12 protein-coding genes and 3 tRNA genes are annotated in these 15,565 nt (G+C 63.4%); 7 read left to right on the plus strand and 8 right to left on the minus strand.

Annotated elements, in window-relative coordinates; genetic code table 11:
* Positions 1 to 343 precede the first annotated feature (343 nt).
* On the minus strand, positions 344 to 637 hold the full coding sequence (locus tag DJ74_RS09730) for a hypothetical protein (protein ID WP_094522278.1): 294 nt from the start codon (positions 635 to 637) through the stop codon (positions 344 to 346).
* 436 nt (positions 638 to 1,073) lie between these two features.
* Here DJ74_RS09730 and DJ74_RS09735 point away from each other — a divergent pair, with 436 nt between their 5' ends.
* The gene (locus tag DJ74_RS09735; RefSeq protein WP_170938264.1) at positions 1,074 to 2,954 is read left to right on the plus strand and encodes a cation:proton antiporter; all 1,881 of its coding nucleotides are present in this window, start codon (positions 1,074 to 1,076) and stop codon (positions 2,952 to 2,954) included.
* A 48-nt stretch (positions 2,955 to 3,002) separates the two neighbouring features.
* Here the strand turns inward: DJ74_RS09735 and DJ74_RS09740 are convergent, their stop codons facing one another.
* From DJ74_RS09740 to DJ74_RS09760, 5 genes are all read right to left on the minus strand, one after another.
* Positions 3,003 to 3,437, minus strand: a complete 435-nt coding sequence (locus DJ74_RS09740; RefSeq protein ID WP_094527128.1) for a hypothetical protein — start codon at positions 3,435 to 3,437, stop codon at positions 3,003 to 3,005.
* Between the two features lie 1,028 nt (positions 3,438 to 4,465).
* Positions 4,466 to 5,917, minus strand: coding sequence for a glycosyltransferase family 87 protein (locus DJ74_RS09745; protein ID WP_094527129.1), 1,452 nt, complete (start codon positions 5,915 to 5,917; stop codon positions 4,466 to 4,468).
* 180 nt (positions 5,918 to 6,097) lie between these two features.
* A complete protein-coding gene (locus DJ74_RS09750) occupies positions 6,098 to 6,559 on the minus strand; it encodes a GtrA family protein (protein WP_094527130.1) in 462 nt (153 codons plus the stop codon).
* Positions 6,556 to 7,371, minus strand: coding sequence for a glycosyltransferase (locus DJ74_RS09755; RefSeq protein WP_094527131.1), 816 nt, complete (start codon positions 7,369 to 7,371; stop codon positions 6,556 to 6,558). The genes DJ74_RS09750 and DJ74_RS09755 overlap by 4 nt, the downstream gene beginning before the upstream one ends.
* Before the next feature lie 378 nt (positions 7,372 to 7,749).
* Positions 7,750 to 7,822, minus strand: a tRNA-Arg gene (locus tag DJ74_RS09760).
* A 289-nt stretch (positions 7,823 to 8,111) separates the two neighbouring features.
* On the opposite strand from DJ74_RS09760, the gene DJ74_RS09765 reads away from it, so the two are divergent.
* The 3 genes from DJ74_RS09765 (at position 8,112) to DJ74_RS09775 (ending at position 11,170) form a co-directional block, all read left to right on the plus strand.
* A complete protein-coding gene (locus tag DJ74_RS09765) occupies positions 8,112 to 9,590 on the plus strand; it encodes a single-stranded DNA binding protein (RefSeq protein ID WP_094527132.1) in 1,479 nt (492 codons plus the stop codon).
* Positions 9,591 to 9,733: 143 nt separating this feature from the next.
* Positions 9,734 to 10,165 carry a histone gene (locus DJ74_RS09770; RefSeq protein WP_094522281.1) on the plus strand — a complete coding sequence of 144 codons (432 nt, stop codon included), beginning with the start codon at positions 9,734 to 9,736 and terminating at the stop codon, positions 10,163 to 10,165.
* On the plus strand, positions 10,166 to 11,170 hold the full coding sequence (locus DJ74_RS09775) for a histone deacetylase (protein WP_094527133.1): 1,005 nt from the start codon (positions 10,166 to 10,168) through the stop codon (positions 11,168 to 11,170).
* 337 nt (positions 11,171 to 11,507) lie between these two features.
* Here the strand turns inward: DJ74_RS09775 and DJ74_RS09780 are convergent.
* Positions 11,508 to 11,580 (minus strand) — tRNA-Asp (locus DJ74_RS09780).
* Positions 11,581 to 11,609: 29 nt separating this feature from the next.
* Positions 11,610 to 11,682 (minus strand) — tRNA-Asp (locus DJ74_RS09785).
* 262 nt (positions 11,683 to 11,944) lie between these two features.
* Between DJ74_RS09785 and DJ74_RS09790 the strand changes: the two genes are divergently transcribed.
* The 3 genes from DJ74_RS09790 to rpoB are packed head-to-tail and all read left to right on the plus strand — an operon-like array spanning position 11,945 to position 15,565.
* Entirely contained in the window at positions 11,945 to 12,172 is a 228-nt protein-coding gene (locus tag DJ74_RS09790; protein ID WP_094522283.1) for a DNA-directed RNA polymerase subunit H, read from the plus strand.
* Entirely contained in the window at positions 12,169 to 13,734 is a 1,566-nt protein-coding gene (locus DJ74_RS09795) for a DNA-directed RNA polymerase subunit B'' (RefSeq protein WP_094522284.1), read from the plus strand. The genes DJ74_RS09790 and DJ74_RS09795 overlap by 4 nt, the downstream gene beginning before the upstream one ends.
* 1 nt (position 13,735) lies before the next feature.
* Positions 13,736 to 15,565 carry a DNA-directed RNA polymerase subunit B gene (gene rpoB / locus DJ74_RS09800; RefSeq protein ID WP_094522285.1) on the plus strand — a complete coding sequence of 610 codons (1,830 nt, stop codon included), beginning with the start codon at positions 13,736 to 13,738 and terminating at the stop codon, positions 15,563 to 15,565.

Consider the following 15,565-nt stretch of genomic DNA (forward strand, 5'->3'; position numbering starts at 1 on the left):
ACCGCGCCGGCGACGACGCCGACGAAGAGGGCCGACGCGACCGCGGTCGCGACCGGGAAGGAGGCGACCGCGACGACCGCGACGGGCAGCGCCGCGAAGGCGGCCATCACGCGCGGCGAGGGCAGGGGGGCTGACGGGTCGGGACCCGCGTACTGGTCGGGGTGTACGGTGCGTCTGGAGCGGGATCGGTCTCGTCTCATGGTTGGATGGGGGCGGGTGGCGCGAGGGCCTCGCGCCGCGGTCTGGTGCTGTGCGTCGGTCGGGGACCGTGTCGAGTGCGTCGCGGTCCGGTCGGCGTCCGGGAGCGGTCGTCGCCCGCGGGAGGTCGTCGCCCGCGGACCGGTCATCGGTCGCGGTCGGTCGCCGCTCGCTCTCGCGAGCGGGCCTCCGAGACCCCGACGACGTCGGTGAGGTCGGCGACCCCGACGTCCGGCGCGAGCCGGACCGAGGCGTCGACGTCGACCGTGAGGTCGTTGAGGCGGGGGCGGAGGTCGACCACGTCGACGCGTTCGACGTCGACGCCGTCGCGACCCTCGAGCTTCGATCGGACGCCGGCGTGGAGGTCGCCCGCGGCGTCGCGGGGGACCGCCACCCGGAGCGCGACGTCGGTCGCGCGGTGGCAGGGTGGGGCTGCCATACGGACCCGGGAGGGAGTCGATTCCTCACCCCGAGGCTCTGCCGCTTGAGCTACCGGGTCTAACGGTCGAAACGACCAGAGCGTCGGGGGACGGGGAAAGAAGACGGCACGCGCCTCGACGGGCGGGGGCCGACCGTCCCCGCGTCGGGGTCACGCGGCGACGGCGTCGAGACGAGCGACGACCGACCCGCGGACCCGCTTCCCGACGCTCCGAAGGGGGGCGAACGTCGGAATGGGGTCGCGGACGGTCATGGTGGGGGCGCCCGGCGGGAGATCCGCTCGGACGTGTACTCACGCAGAGGGGGAACCGAATTAATAGTTGCCCGAGTGTGGGGATCAATGGCGTGATTCGACGCCGGTGAAATATGACTATTGAGTATAATAAATGGGATGACATCGGCGGACGATTCCGCCTCGGATCACCAATACACTAAGGATGCCGGCGACCGTACACGTGGTAGACGTGTCCAGCCTGTTGCCGGTCATCGCGGCGATTCTTGTGTCGGGGCTCGTCGTCCAACTGGTCGCCCACCGACTGAAGGTGCCGAGCGTCATTTTCTACCTCCTCATCGGGGTGGTGCTGGGGCCGGAGGTGTTGGGGCTCGTGACCCTCGAGACGTTCGGGAACGGGTTGGAGATCATCGTCGGGATCAGCGTCGCGATCATCGTCTTCGAGGGCGCGTTCGCCCTGCGGATCGAGCGTATCCGCGGCGCGTCCACGGTGTCGCTCCGGCTCGTGACGGTCAGCGCGCTCGTGATGTTCCTCGGAACGGCGGCCGCGGTTCGGTTCTTCGAAGGCGCCGACTGGGAGATCGCGCTGCTCATCGGGGCGCTGCTCGTGGCGACGGGGCCGACCGTGATCACGCCGATACTCAACGTCGTCCGCGTCAGGGACCACGTCGCGACGGCGTTAGAGACCGAGGGGATCGTCAACGACGTGACGGCCGCGATCGTCGCCGTGGTGATCTTCGAGACGCTGCTGCTCGACGACCTCGGCGTTCCGGCGACCCTCTTCTCGTTCGTCGAGCGGCTCGGCGTCGGCGTGGCCGCCGGAGTGCTCGCGACGGCGATCATCTACTTGCTGCTGGACAGCGAGTTCGTCCCCGACCGCGACGTGCAGGCGTCGCAGTTCCTCGTGTTGGCGGCGGCGGTCGGGGCGTTCGCGGCCGCCGAGGCCGTCGCCGCCGAGGCGGGGATCGCGGCGGCGGCGACGAGCGGGATCCTCCTCGGCAACCTCGACATCGCTCACAGAGAGGAGATAGAGCGGTTCGCGGAGAACACGACGCTCGTCGTCCTCTCGTTCGTGTTCATCTCGCTGGCCGCGCTGATCGACGTCCAAGCGATCGCGGCGCTCGGCGTCGGAGCCGTCGGGCTCGTGCTCGTGATCATGCTCGTGCTCCGACCGCTCGGGGCGATCATCGCCACCGCCGGCGTCGAGCGGTTCACGTGGCCGGAGCGGCTGTTCATCGCCGGTGTCGGTCCGCGCGGGATCATCCCGGCGAGCGTGGCCACCCTGTTCGCCATCGAGCTGGAGCTCGCGGGGAACGTGGCGCAGGGCCAGCTGCTGGTCGGGACGGTGTTCGCCGTCATCTTCGCGACGGTCGCGATCGAGGCCGGGCTCGCGCGGCAGATCGGCGACTTCCTCGGAGTGTCACCAATGCGCACGATAATCATCGGCGGCGGTCGGGTCGGCCGGGCGCTCGCCACACGGCTGGAGCGGCGGGGAGAGTACGTCGTCATCGTCGAGATAGACGACGAAGAGGCCGAAGGAGCGCGCTCGGACGGGTTCACCGTGTACGAGGGCGACGGCAGCGACACGGAGACGCTGCGCGGCGCCGGGATCGAGGACGCCAAGCGGGTGATCACAGTGACCGGTGACGACGACATCAACCTCCTCGCGTGCCAGCTGGCGATCACGAAGTTCGACGTGGAATCGGTGTACTCGCGGGTGAACGAGCCGGACAACGTCGACGCCTTCGACAGTATCGGCGTGAAGGCGATCGACTCGCCGACGGCGACCGCGGTGGCCATCGACGACGAGATCGAGCGGCCGGCGATCACCCACTGGATGAGCGAGCTCGGAGACAGCCACGACGTGCAGGAGGTCGAGGTGACCTCGGAGGATCTCACCGGCAAGAGCATCCGCGACCTCAACGCGCAGATCCCCGACGGGACGTTCGTCGCCGTCGTCAGCCGCAACGGCGAGAACCACGTGCCGTCGGCGGACAGCGTGCTGGAGTACGGCGACCACGTCACCTTTATCGGCGACACGGACGCCGTCAGGAAGGCGATGAACCGGTTCCACCCGCACGACTGATCGGCGACGCGGGCCACGGTCGGCGTCGTCGCGAGCGCGGCTCCCGCCTCACTGACACCGGTTCTGTCGGAAGGTCACGTCGAAGACCGACTGCAGAGTGACGTAGAGCACCTCGCCGTAGGTGGCGCCCGGCGGACAGTCCGGGACGAACGTGTACTCACCGATGAGGCCGAGTCCCAAGACGTGCACGCGAATCAGCGCCCGTGCGGACTCGAAGGCGTCCTCGATCACCGACAGGGCCTCCTCCGGACCGGACGGGCCGACGGAGATGGTCTGCTGGAACACTACGTTCTCCGAGAGTCCCGACTCCACCGCGGCCGGGAGCACTTCGAGTTCGATCGTTCGTTCGGCGTCGAAGTCGCCGCCGACCTCGATGGTCACCGTCTGTGGGTCTCCGAACCTCTCTCTGAGAGAACAGCCGCCGAGTACCCCGAGCACACTCGTTCCGAGCGTCCCGAGAATCGCTCGCCGCGTGCGCTCCATGTCGCGTTGCACCTCGTCCGGTTTCTTCAACGTTGGGGCTCGGCGACCGAGCGGCGGAGCCCCGAACGGGCGAGCGTGAGGCACGTCAGGACCGAACGCCGCGGCTGCCGAACGAGGTGAGACAGCCGCAAAGTGAGCGTCCTGACGGAGATTTGAACTCGGAAAGACCGTCGGCCTCGCTTCGTCGCCGGCGCTTCGCGCCGGCTGCCTGCGAGACCGAAGGTCTCGCTTCGCTCGGCCGCTGCGACTTTCCTGCTCAAATCTCCGCGACGTTTTCGGACACACCAAACGGCGAGCACCGCGAGCCGTGCGTGTGTCCGAAAACGTTCTGACGGAGTCTCACGCGAGCGAAGCGAGCGTGAGGCACGTCAGGACCGAACGCCGCGGCTGCCGAACGAAGTGAGGCAGCCGCAAAGTGAGCGTCCTGACGGAGATTTGAACTCCGGTCCCTGGCTCCGCAAGCCTTCTCCTGAAGTGGTCTTCCACTTCCAGCAACAACCCGTCGTTCCTCCGTATAGCGGGTTTCTCTGTCTCCGTACTGCGATTGTATGTGTCCTTGGCTTATAAACACCCGCATCGATGGTGTGACCGACAACGTCGATTCCATGAGTTTGGCCCCCTGACCCAAGACCGAGTGTACCCCTTGTCGAAGTTGGGGGTACATCCTTGGCGGAGGAAGACACGCACCTACTGATTGTCCGACCACACCCCTTTACTGATTAGTGGTCTACTCGGTACACAATAAACCTCGGACGAGACGGCATCCACCAGAGTACCGGTGGGGGTCACAACTGTCACAGGTATTGGCTGATTGGGTCTGAGGATAGTGGATATCGAGAGTGGATAGGTGTCTCTCGAAAACTGTCGTGACACTACTGACACACTCCGGTATTCAGACACTTACGGTTATAATGCAGAGCGATACATAGTACCTTCACAAATATCTTGCCGCTTGATTCTTCAAGAGATGACTGGCTCTTGATTACATCGTTAATATGAATTGAGACTGGGAAGCAAGCATTCGTGCGTTAAGTTGTGTCCGATAGTTGTAGAGTATATTCGTAAGTCACGCAAACAAATAACATAAAGACTCCCCAAACCGCAGGTTGTATAACTGGAACAATCAGGCTCGCAAGCGTCTCTGCCCCAATTACTGGTAATAGAATGCTTGATAAAAATTCGTTTGTATATGGGTGAGCGTGAATTAGAATTGTAGCGCCAAGCGTGCTGACAAATACTCCCGGTCGGTCGTGAACTGTTGTTACCAAGAGAAACAGGATAACCGGTGTTGTAACTGTGAGACCGCTGGTAGCAAATACGGGAGCTCCAAGCACCACCCCAAGTATACCAAATGAGTATATATAGAGGTCAACGTATTCAAACTCGTAATTACGACTCCGATACGCAACCGTAGCAATTGTTGCGAGGAGCAAGGCACGGACAATATACCCGATAACATCTAGATAGTAGAAAGGGTGGAAGTCGTTGATATTCCATCTGATTGGGGGGTCAATAGCAGACCCCCATCCTTTCCCCCCTGCGAGGACATTAATATATTCAATAGTTGTCTGGACATCAAAGATGAACACACCTGTGAGGATTATGGTTAGACCGGTTACAGCGGCAGTCAAAAGACGGCGATAATTTCGGAGGAGAGGAGCACCAGCAGGTGCATAGTACATCTTGAAAAAGGCAGCAATCGTTGTTAAGATGCTTGACGATATATTTTCACGTTCTTGTTTGTGATATCCAGCACCTGCACAACACAGGATACCAGTGAGGATGCCAGTTACCTGTCCGGAAATAAACGTGATTACAAATGGACCAAATCCCAAGGAGGCGGTGTAAATCATCATCCACTTCTGCCGAGAAAGTGAGTCTGTGAGTGTGTTGACTAACACGGTGATGCCAGCGAGATATACCGTGATTGAGACTACCGACCAAGCGAGCGCAGCTGTATTAAATGGTAGAAAGGCAAATGGAACAAACAAGAATGAAATAAGGGGAGAGTACAGGTAGCGGTCAGGTGAGTTTGGGAGGGAAGTGACTCCAGAATATTCGGTGGTCCAGTCGTAGAGAGGATAACCATTAATTAGTCGTTCGGCAGCATTATAATATGCTCCGAAGTCATAGAAATTTGTTCCATCGGCTATGCCGGTGAGTTTCAAACCCAAAACACCGAATGGCAGTGAAATAAGCAGCGCCCACGTAATCGTCATGAGCGTTTTTTTTAGGCTTACAGACAGGTCTTTGCTGGCGAGTTTGTGCACACGCATTTCAAGCCCATTTGAGTGACCACGAAACAGACTGAAGCTTGTAGCGAATAGCACTCCGCCAAGAGCAAAGAGCAAATAAAGTGACTCCCCTAGAATAATCCCCTGTAGCATCTCTGTGAATACGTAGAGGATCGACAGGAGAATGCCTAATATCAAAAGACCTGCACCCCACTTAGCGAACACTTCCTCAAGCTCTCGGAACATTATATACAGACGAATTTAATCTTGGGTATTAAAGCCGTTGTCTGGCTTGTAATGATGGTGTTAGTATAATATACGAATCTCACTTGTTCATATTGGATAATAGATAGTACGAGTCGTTACGTGACTAAGACAGGTTTGACTTTGAATACCTGTCAGATGCGGTATGTTGAGGTGTGGGTTTCAGTTGCCGGTTTTTGTGATGCGCCAAGTAAAAAGACTCTCTGCGACGTAGTTCACAACCATACCGACACCGATACCTGCGGCCTTCGAGACTATGAACCATGCATCAACACTAGCGAGCATGAATGTCACGTCAATACCACGGTAAAACCCCGAGAAGACGAGAAGTTGGACTGTAATACCTCCCATACGAACGAAGTTGGACTTCAGTAGGCGACGGAGAGTCGGGGCGATGCCAGCCAATCCTTCTGTAGCAAAAGTTATATTATCGTTCAGGAGAAACATGACGACAACGGCGACCTCAATACCGATGAGAGCCGCGAGTTCGGGAAATATACCGAGCTCTGAAAGTGCCGTCGCGGTGGCCACATCGAAACAGAAGCCAACGGCCCCGATGGAGACGAATCGGCCGATTCGCCCGCCGTGCGCCAGTTGACCGGTGATGCTTGTATCGTCGCTCATTGTTCATCGGCGTCATATCCACTGGCGATATGTTCTTTTTCTACGAGAGCTCTCGGGTGCGACCAAACACGATTTATCAGGCTATGGATAGGCTCATCCTGCAGGACACGGGAGCGATGTCGGGATGTAATGAGACTACGTGCGAGACGAACTGTGGTCTCTACAGGTGACACTGTCGACCCCGGTCGGTCTTCCCACATCACTGGTACCTCAACCACTCGATAGTCAAGGGCGTCAGCAATACTGATGAGCTCAATATCCCAGGCAAATCCAGGCTCGTAGAGGTGGGACCCTACCTCGCGCCAAGCCTCGCTGGTTAACGCTTTCGCGCCGCACTGATAATCGTACAGCGACACATCAAGGAGGCGACGGGCCAGCCATGCAAAGCCATCACCGAGTCGACGGCGTACCATCGTCTGGTGGGAGGATACCGTCGCGTTAGGGTGACGGCGCGACCCGACGGAAAGGTCAGCATTTGCTTTGAGAATTGGGTCGAGAACATCAAGCACAGATTCGGCGGGCGTACTCCCGTCGGCGTCAACGAAAACAAGCGTGTCAATAGCGTCGTCAGCAACGAGCGCTTCGAAACCATCGGTGATGGCTGCACCCTTCCCGCGGCGGGCATCAACGGCGTTAACTGTCACTGTTGGTGGTTGGTCAGTCAGCGCGGTATTAACGTAGGAGGCCGAATCGTCAAGTTCCACACGGATAGCAGCAGGAGAGAGTCGTTCATGAAGGGTTTCGATGTAGTCTGTAAGTATCGTGGCGTCGGGATGATAAGCAGGAATAACTACTCCAACAGAGTCCATCATCCTCACAATTTTGTTGAGAGATAATAATCTGTCCGGATTTCAATTACTCACCCCAAGTGTGGGATTCGGCTCCGCGAATCCATCCCTGTAACACGCCCAACAGGGAAGCTCTTCCATCAGCGGAGTACAGTCGCAATTATCCGGTCGCTCGTCGGGGTCTTTCCCGAGGTTTAGTACCCACTTGATGAACTTCTCTCGATGAGCGCGATAGTCCGAAATCTGTCGTTCTGCAAGCTCTTCTGCCGTTGGCTCAGTGATAACTGAAATCCCGTGACGGCTCGGGGATGATTCACCCGAACCTGTTTTCTTGGCTTTCGTCATACTCTGTTTCCATTGGTCGGAGACAGAGAAAACCGCCGTAAGGCGGAGGAATTGTAACGTCCTGACGGAGATTTGAACTCCGGTCCCTGGCTCCGCAAGCCAAGAGGATAGTCCACTACCCTACCAGGACTCAATCAAACGTACCGCGGTAGAACTTAAGACGGTTACGGTCCGTAGGCCGCGTGGCGGAGGGTCGCATGCGGCGCGGTCGGGAGAGACGGCCGTGGACGGATTGCACATCTTTTGTATCGAGGGGACCGATGAGCCCATATGACGGAACTCCGATCCGCGACGGCGACGCCGCGGACCCGACGGGCGACGACGCCCCGGCGCGGACCAGAAGCGGGCGTGGGTTCGGCCGTGAGACCCCGGCAAGGACAACGCTTATCCGCGGACTCGACAACCGAGGAGGTACGCGTATGGGAGTGATAGAGGACGTCTACGAGGACCTCGACACCGACGTCGAGTTCGAGGAGTTCGAGGCGGCCGTCGAGGACAAGGTCGAGCAGATGGGCGGGCTCGCCGACGAGGAGACGGCCGCGATGCTGATCGCCCACGAGCTCCGCGACGAGGAGGCCGACACGATCGCCGACATCGAGCCGGGGATGAACGACGTGAAGTTCCTCGGGAAGGTGACCTCCATCGGCGAGGTCCGGACCTTCGAGCGCGACGACGAGGACGCCGAGGAGGGGCGCGTCTGCAACGTCGACGTCGCGGACGCCTCCGGCTCCGTGCGGGTCGCCCTCTGGGACGAGATGGCCGCGGCGGCCGTCGAGCAGCTGGAGGTCGGTCAGGTGCTCCGCGTCATGGGCCGCCCGAAGGAGGGGTACAGCGGCCTCGAAGTGAGCGCCGACAAGGTCGAGCCGGACGAGGACGCCGAGGTCGACGTGCAGGTGCTCGACACCTACCGCGTCGAGGACCTCTCGCTCGGCGCCTCCGACGTCGACCTCGTCGGGCAGGTGCTCGACACCGACTCGGTCCGGACGTTCGACCGCGACGACGGCAGCGAGGGGCGCGTGGCCAACCTCACCGTCGGCGACGAGACGGGCCGCGTGCGCGTCACGCTGTGGGACGACAAGGCCGACCTCGCGGACGAGTTCGAGGCCGGCGAGGTCGTCGAGGTCGGCGACGGCTACGTCCGCGAGCGCGACGGTGACTTGGAGCTCCACGTCGGCGACCGCGGAACCGTCGAGCGCGTCGACGAGGACGTCGAGTACGTCCCCGAGACGACCGACATCGCCGACCTGGAGATCGGCGAGACGGTCGACGTCGGCGGGGGCGTCATCGAGACGGACCCGAAGCGCACGTTCGACCGCGACGACGGCAGCGAGGGGCAGGTGCGGAACGTCCGGATCAAAGACGAGACCGGCGAGATCCGCGTCGCGCTGTGGGGCGACAAGGCCGACCGCGAGATCGACCTGGCGGACCGCGTCGTCTTCACCGATGTGGAGATCCAAGACGGCTGGCAGGACGACTTGGAGGCGTCCGCGAACTGGCGCTCGACGGTCACCGTTCTCGACGAGGGGGCGGAGGCGGCGGGCAACGCGGAGACCGACGCGTCCGGGTCCGGCGACGGTTCCGGAAACAGCGACCGCGCCGCGAGCGACACCGGACTCGGCGCCTTCACTGAGGACGGACAGAAGGCGGCGACCGAGGCCGTCTCCGGCGGGGCCGGCGGGGAGGAGAGCGCCGGATCCGGCGGCACGGCGACCGCGACTGCGACCACGGAGGAGGTCGAGTTCACGGGGACCGTCGTGCAGACCGGCGACCCCGTCGTGTTGGACGACGGCCAGCGGACGAAGAGCGTCGAGACCGACGCGAGCCTCCGGCTCGGCGAGGAGATCACCGTACGGGGCGCGGAGCGCGACGGGACGATCCACGCGGACGACGTGTTCTGACCGTCGCGGGCCGCTCCGTCCCGACTGACTCCGGTTTCGAGGGCGCCGAACAGCGACGCGACGAGTAGCCGCGACGCCAGCGCTCGGGCGCGGAGACGCCGGTAACGGAAAGCGTTATACGGTACACGGACGCGACTGTGTGTATGAGTGTCGAGTTGCCGTTCGCGCCGGTCGACGGGATCATCCGGCGGAACGCCGGGGAGCTCCGCGTCAGCGCCGACGCCGCCGAGGAGCTGGCGCGCCGCATCCAATCGCACGGTGCGGAGCTGGCGATCGACGCGGCCGAGCGGGCAACCGAGGACGGACGGAAGACGCTGATGGCGTCGGATTTCGGCGTCGAACAGGTGATCGCCCGAGAGGATCTCACCCTGCCCGTCGCCCCCATCGACCGGATCGCGCGGCTCCGGATCGACGACCGATACCGGGTCGGCGTCGACGCGCGGATCGCGTTGGCCGACATCTTGGAGGACTACGCGGACAACGTCGCGAGCGCCGCCGCGACGCTCGCGCGACACGCCGACCGACGGACCGTACAGGCCGAGGACATCGAAACGTACTTCGCGCTGTTCGAGTAGATGCAGTTTGGCTACAGCGAGCGGTGTCTCGCGCACGACACGGGGGAGCGGCATCCGGAGAATCCGGACCGACTGCGCGCGATCCGCCGCGGCCTCGCCAAGCGGCACGGCGTCGAGTACGCCGAGGCGGACCCGGCGACCCGCGAGGAGGTCGTCGCCGTCCACGACGCGGAGTATGTAGACGAGTTCGAGGCGTTCGTCGACGACGGGGGCGGAAGCTGGGACCCGGACACTGTCGCGAGCGAGGGGACGTGGGACGCCGCGCTCACCGCGGCCGGCCTCGCGCAGTGGGCCGCCCGATCGGCGCTCGACGGGGCCGACGGCCGGGACACCCCGTTCGCGCTCGGCCGCCCCCCGGGCCACCACGCGGTCCCCGACGACGCGATGGGGTTCTGCTTCTTCAACAACGCCGCCGTCGCGGCCCAGACGGTCCTCGACGAGGGCGCCGCAGACCGGGTCGCGATCTTCGACTGGGACGTCCATCACGGGAACGGCACCCAGGACGTGTTCTACGACCGTGGCGACGTGCTCTACTCGTCGATCCACGAAGACGGGCTCTACCCGGACACCGGCGACCTCGAGGAGACCGGCCGCGACGACGGGGAAGGGACCACGGTGAACCTCCCGCTCGCGGCCGGCGCCGGCGACGCCGACTACCGCTACGCCATCGACGAGGCGATCGGGCCGGCGATCGACCGGTTCGACCCCGATCTGCTGATCGTCTCCGCGGGGTTCGACGCGCACCGCCACGACCCGATCTCGCGGATGCGCGTCTCCTCGGAGGGGTACGCGATGATGACCGACCGAGTCCGGTCGGTCGCCGACGACGCCGACGCCGTCGAGGCCTACGTGCTGGAGGGCGGCTACGGGCTCGACACCCTCGCCGAGGGGGTCTCGATGGTTCACGAGACGTACGACGGTCGAACGCCGGTCACCGACGACGAGGAGCCGGACGCGAAGACGGAGTCGTTAGTGGCGGACCTGCGGGAGTTGCTCGACCTATAGGCGGCACCGACCGGCGATCCGGGACGCCGACGGACGCGCCGATCAGGCGGCTTCGCTCGTCGGTTAGCGTCGACAGAAACGCCCGGAACGGGGGTTGAACCACAATCGTTCCACTCGTTTCGCTCGCGTCACTCTCTGATTCACACCCGCAGCGATCGATTTCGACGAACGGCTCGCTACGCTCGCCGTATTGTTCGGAGAAAACGCCCGGAGCGGGAGTTGAACCCGGAGGACTTCGTTCACTCCGTTCGCTCGTCCTCAGATTCAACTCCCTGCGAAACGATTCGTCGCCGCCGGTATCGACTCGCTGCGCTCGTCGATTGGCGGCGACAGAATACGCCCGGAGCGGGATTTGAACCCGCGTCACGACCGTGACAGGGTCGTATGATGGGCCACTACACCATCCGGGCAAACAGCGACAAAGCCCCGAAACGGGGGACGCCCGGAGCGGGATTTGAACCCGCGTCACGACCGTGACAGGGTCGTATGATGGGCCACTACACCATCCGGGCTTGTCGCAGTCATTCGTACCCCTGTCTGGCAAATAAGGCTTGTCATCGCCGGCGACGATGGGGACGGGTGACAGGGCGAGACGGCCGGCCGCGTCGCCGCTCGCGGCGGTAGCCTTTTGTATAATACCCGCATGGGTGTGAGTATCGCACGCCCCCGTCGTCGTGAGCCGCGCGCGGCGGAGCCGGTTGGCAAGTCTTATGCCGCTGGCGCATATAGCGATCTGTAGTATCTCGTGATAGCTTCTTTCAATAACCACCACCCATGGTAGACGTAAGCCAACACGAACTCGTCCCGGACCACGTCCTCCTCGACGACGACGAGGTCGACGAAGTCCTGGCGGAGTACGACGTGAAACGGACGAACCTACCGAAGATCAAACGCACGGATCCCGCGATCCCCGACGAGGCCGAGGTCGGCGACGTGGTGAAGATCGTTCGAAACTCCCGCACGACGGAGGAAGCGGTCGTGTACCGATTAGTTGTCTCATGAACAGGCAAGACCGACGCGTGGTTTCACGCGAGTACTTCTCCGACGAACGGCTGGCCGAACACCACTTCCGATCGTTCAACAACTTCCTCGACCGCGGCATGCAGGAAGTCGTCGACGAGAAGGAGACGATCGAGACCGACATCGGCGACAAGGAGGGCCAAGAGCCCGTCTACGTCGAACTCGGCGACGTGCGGATGGTCACCCCGCGCGTTCGCGAGGCCGACGGCTCGGAGGAGCTGCTGTACCCGCAGGAGGCCCGCCTGCGGAACATCACCTACTCGGCGCCCGTCTTCATGGAGATGTCCATCGTTCGCGGCGGCGAAGACGAGCCCGAACAGGTCGTCGACACCACCGAGACGAAGGTCGGCCGGATGCCGATCATGGTCGGCTCGGACAAGTGTAACATGGCCGGCTTCTCGGACGAGGAGCTCATCGACATCGGCGAGGACCCCGTCGACCCCGGCGGTTACTTCATCGTCAACGGCTCCGAGCGCGTGCTGATGACCTCGGAAGACCTCGCGCCGAACAAGATCCTCGCGGAGTACGACTCGAAGTACGGCGACGAGATCCAGGTCGCGAAGACGTTCTCCCAGCGCCGCGGCTACCGCGCGCTGGTGCTGTGCGAGCGCAACCGCGAGGGGCTGCTCGAAGTGTCGTTCCCGTCCGTCTCGGGCTCGATCGACTTCGTGACCCTCGTCCGCGCGCTCGGACTGGAGTCGGACGAGGAGATCGTCCACCGCGTCTCGGACGACCCCGAGATCGTGAAGTTCATGCTGGAGAACTTGGAGGAGGCGGAGGTGCAGACGACCGAGGAGGCCATCGAGACCCTCGGCGAGCGCGTCGCCTCCGGCCAGGGGAAGAACTACCAGCTCAAGCGGGCGAACTACGTCATCGACCGCTACCTCCTGCCGCACCTCCACGAGGAGGGCGTCGAGGAGGAGGACGTCCGGATCAACAAGGCGTACTACCTCTGCCGGATGGCCGAGGCGTGTTTCGAGCTCGCCTTGAACCGCCGCGAGTCCGACGACAAGGACCACTACGCCAACAAGCGCCTGAAGGTCTCCGGCGACCTGATGCGCGACCTGTTCCGGACCGCCCTGAACAAGCTGGCGCGCGACGTGAAGTACCAGCTGGAGCGCGCGAACATGCGGAACCGGCAGCTCACGGTCAACACGGTCGTTCGCTCGGACGTGCTGACCGAGCGGCTCGAACACCCGATCGCGACCGGGAACTGGGTGGGCGGTCGCTCGGGCGTCTCCCAGCTCGTCGACCGGACGGACTACATGGGCGTGCTCTCGCACCTGCGGCGCCTGCGCTCGCCGCTGTCGCGGTCGCAGCCGCACTTCGAGGCGCGGGACCTCCACGCGACCCAGTGGGGTCGCATCTGTCCCTCCGAGACGCCGGAGGGGCCGAACTGCGGGCTCGTGAAGAACTTCGCGCAGTCGATGGAGCTGTCGCAGACGGTCGAGGACGAACAGGGGCTGAAACGAGAACTGGCGTCGATGGGTGTCGAGGGGATCCCCGGCATCGAGGGCGTCGAACGACAGACGGCGGACGACTAATATGGCTCAGGCAGAACGCGAAGCGAAGGTGTACGTCAACGGGAGCCTCGTCGGGACCCATCCGGACCCCGAGGCCCTCGCCGAACAGATCCGCGAGGCGCGCCGCCGTGGCGATGTCTCCGACATGGTGAACGTCTCGGTCAGGGACCGGACCCAAGAAGTGATCGTCAACGCGGACGCGGGGCGGGCCCGCCGGCCGCTGATCGTCGTCGAGAACGGCGAGCCGCTGCTCGGCGACGAGGAGATCGAGGCGCTCGAGCGCGGCGACATCGAGTTCGAGGACCTCATCGACCGCGGCTACGTCGAGTTCATCGACGCCGAGGAGGAGGAGGACATCCTCGTCGCCGTCGACGAGGAGGACGTGACCGAGGACCACACGCACCTCGAGATCGACCCGCAGCTCGTGTTCGGTATCGGCGCGGGGATGATCCCGTACCCCGAGCACAACGCGAGCCCGCGCATCACGATGGGCGCGGGGATGATGAAGCAGTCGCTCGGGCTTCCCTCCGCCAACTACCGGATCCGGCCTGACACGCGTCAGCACCTGCTGCACTACCCGCAGCTGGCGATGGTGAAGACGCAGACGTCCGACCAGATCAGCTTCGACAAGCGGCCGGCGGCGCAGAACTTCGTCGTCGCCGTGATGTCCTACGAGGGGTTCAACATCGAGGACGCGCTGGTGATGAACCAGGGCTCCGTCGACCGCGCGCTCACCCGCTCGCACTTCTTCCGGACCTACGAGGGCGAGGAGCGCCGGTACCCCGGCGGTCAAGAGGACCGCTTCGAGATCCCCGACCAGGACGTCCGCGGCGCGCGCGGCGAGGAGGCGTACACCCACCTCGACGAGGACGGCCTGGTCAACCCCGAGACGAAGGTGGACGAGTCCTCGGTACTCCTGGGCAAGACCAGCCCGCCGCGCTTCCTGGAGGAGCCCGACGACATGGGCGGGCTCTCCCCGCAGAAGCGCCGGGAGACCTCGGTCACGATGCGCTCGGGCGAGTCGGGGGTCGTCGACACCGTGACGCTGATGGAGGGCGAGGACGGCTCCAAGCTCTCGAAGGTGAAGGTTCGCGACCAGCGCGTCCCCGAGCTGGGCGACAAGTTCGCGTCCCGCCACGGCCAGAAGGGCGTCGTCGGCCACCTCGCTCCGCAGGAGGACATGCCGTTCACCGAGGAGGGGGTCGTCCCCGACCTCGTGATGAACCCGCACGCCCTGCCGTCCCGGATGACGGTCGGCCACGTGCTGGAGATGCTCGGCGGCAAGGTCGGTTCGCTCCGCGGCTCGCGGGTCGACGGCACGCCGTTCCAGGGCGAAGACGAGGAGGAGCTCCGCGAGGGGCTCGAGGAACACGGATTCAAGTCCTCCGGCAAGGAGGTCATGTACTCCGGCGTCACCGGCGAGAAGATCGACGCGGAGATCTTCGTCGGGACGATCTTCTACCACAAGCTGTACCACATGGTGTCGAACAAGCTCCACGCTCGCTCGCGCGGGCCGGTCCAGGTGCTCACGCGCCAGCCGACCGAGGGGCGCGCCCGCGAGGGCGGCCTGCGCGTCGGTGAGATGGAGCGCGACACGATCATCGGCCACGGCGCGTCGATGGTGCTCAACGAGCGGCTGTTAGAGTCGTCCGACGCCGAGACGGTCCACGTCTCCGCGGAGACGGGGCTCGTCGCCGTCGAGGACCGCGAACAGCGCCGGGTGTACGACCCGGTCACGGGCGACGAGGACGACATCCACGAGCTCGAAGTGAGCTACGCGTTCAAGCTCCTGCTCGACGAGATGATCGCCCTGGGAATCCGACCGAAGCTCGAACTGGAGGACGCTATTTAA

The sequence above is a fragment of the Halorubrum sp. Ea8 genome, assembly GCF_002252925.1.
Taxonomy (GTDB): Archaea; Halobacteriota; Halobacteria; order Halobacteriales; family Haloferacaceae; genus Halorubrum.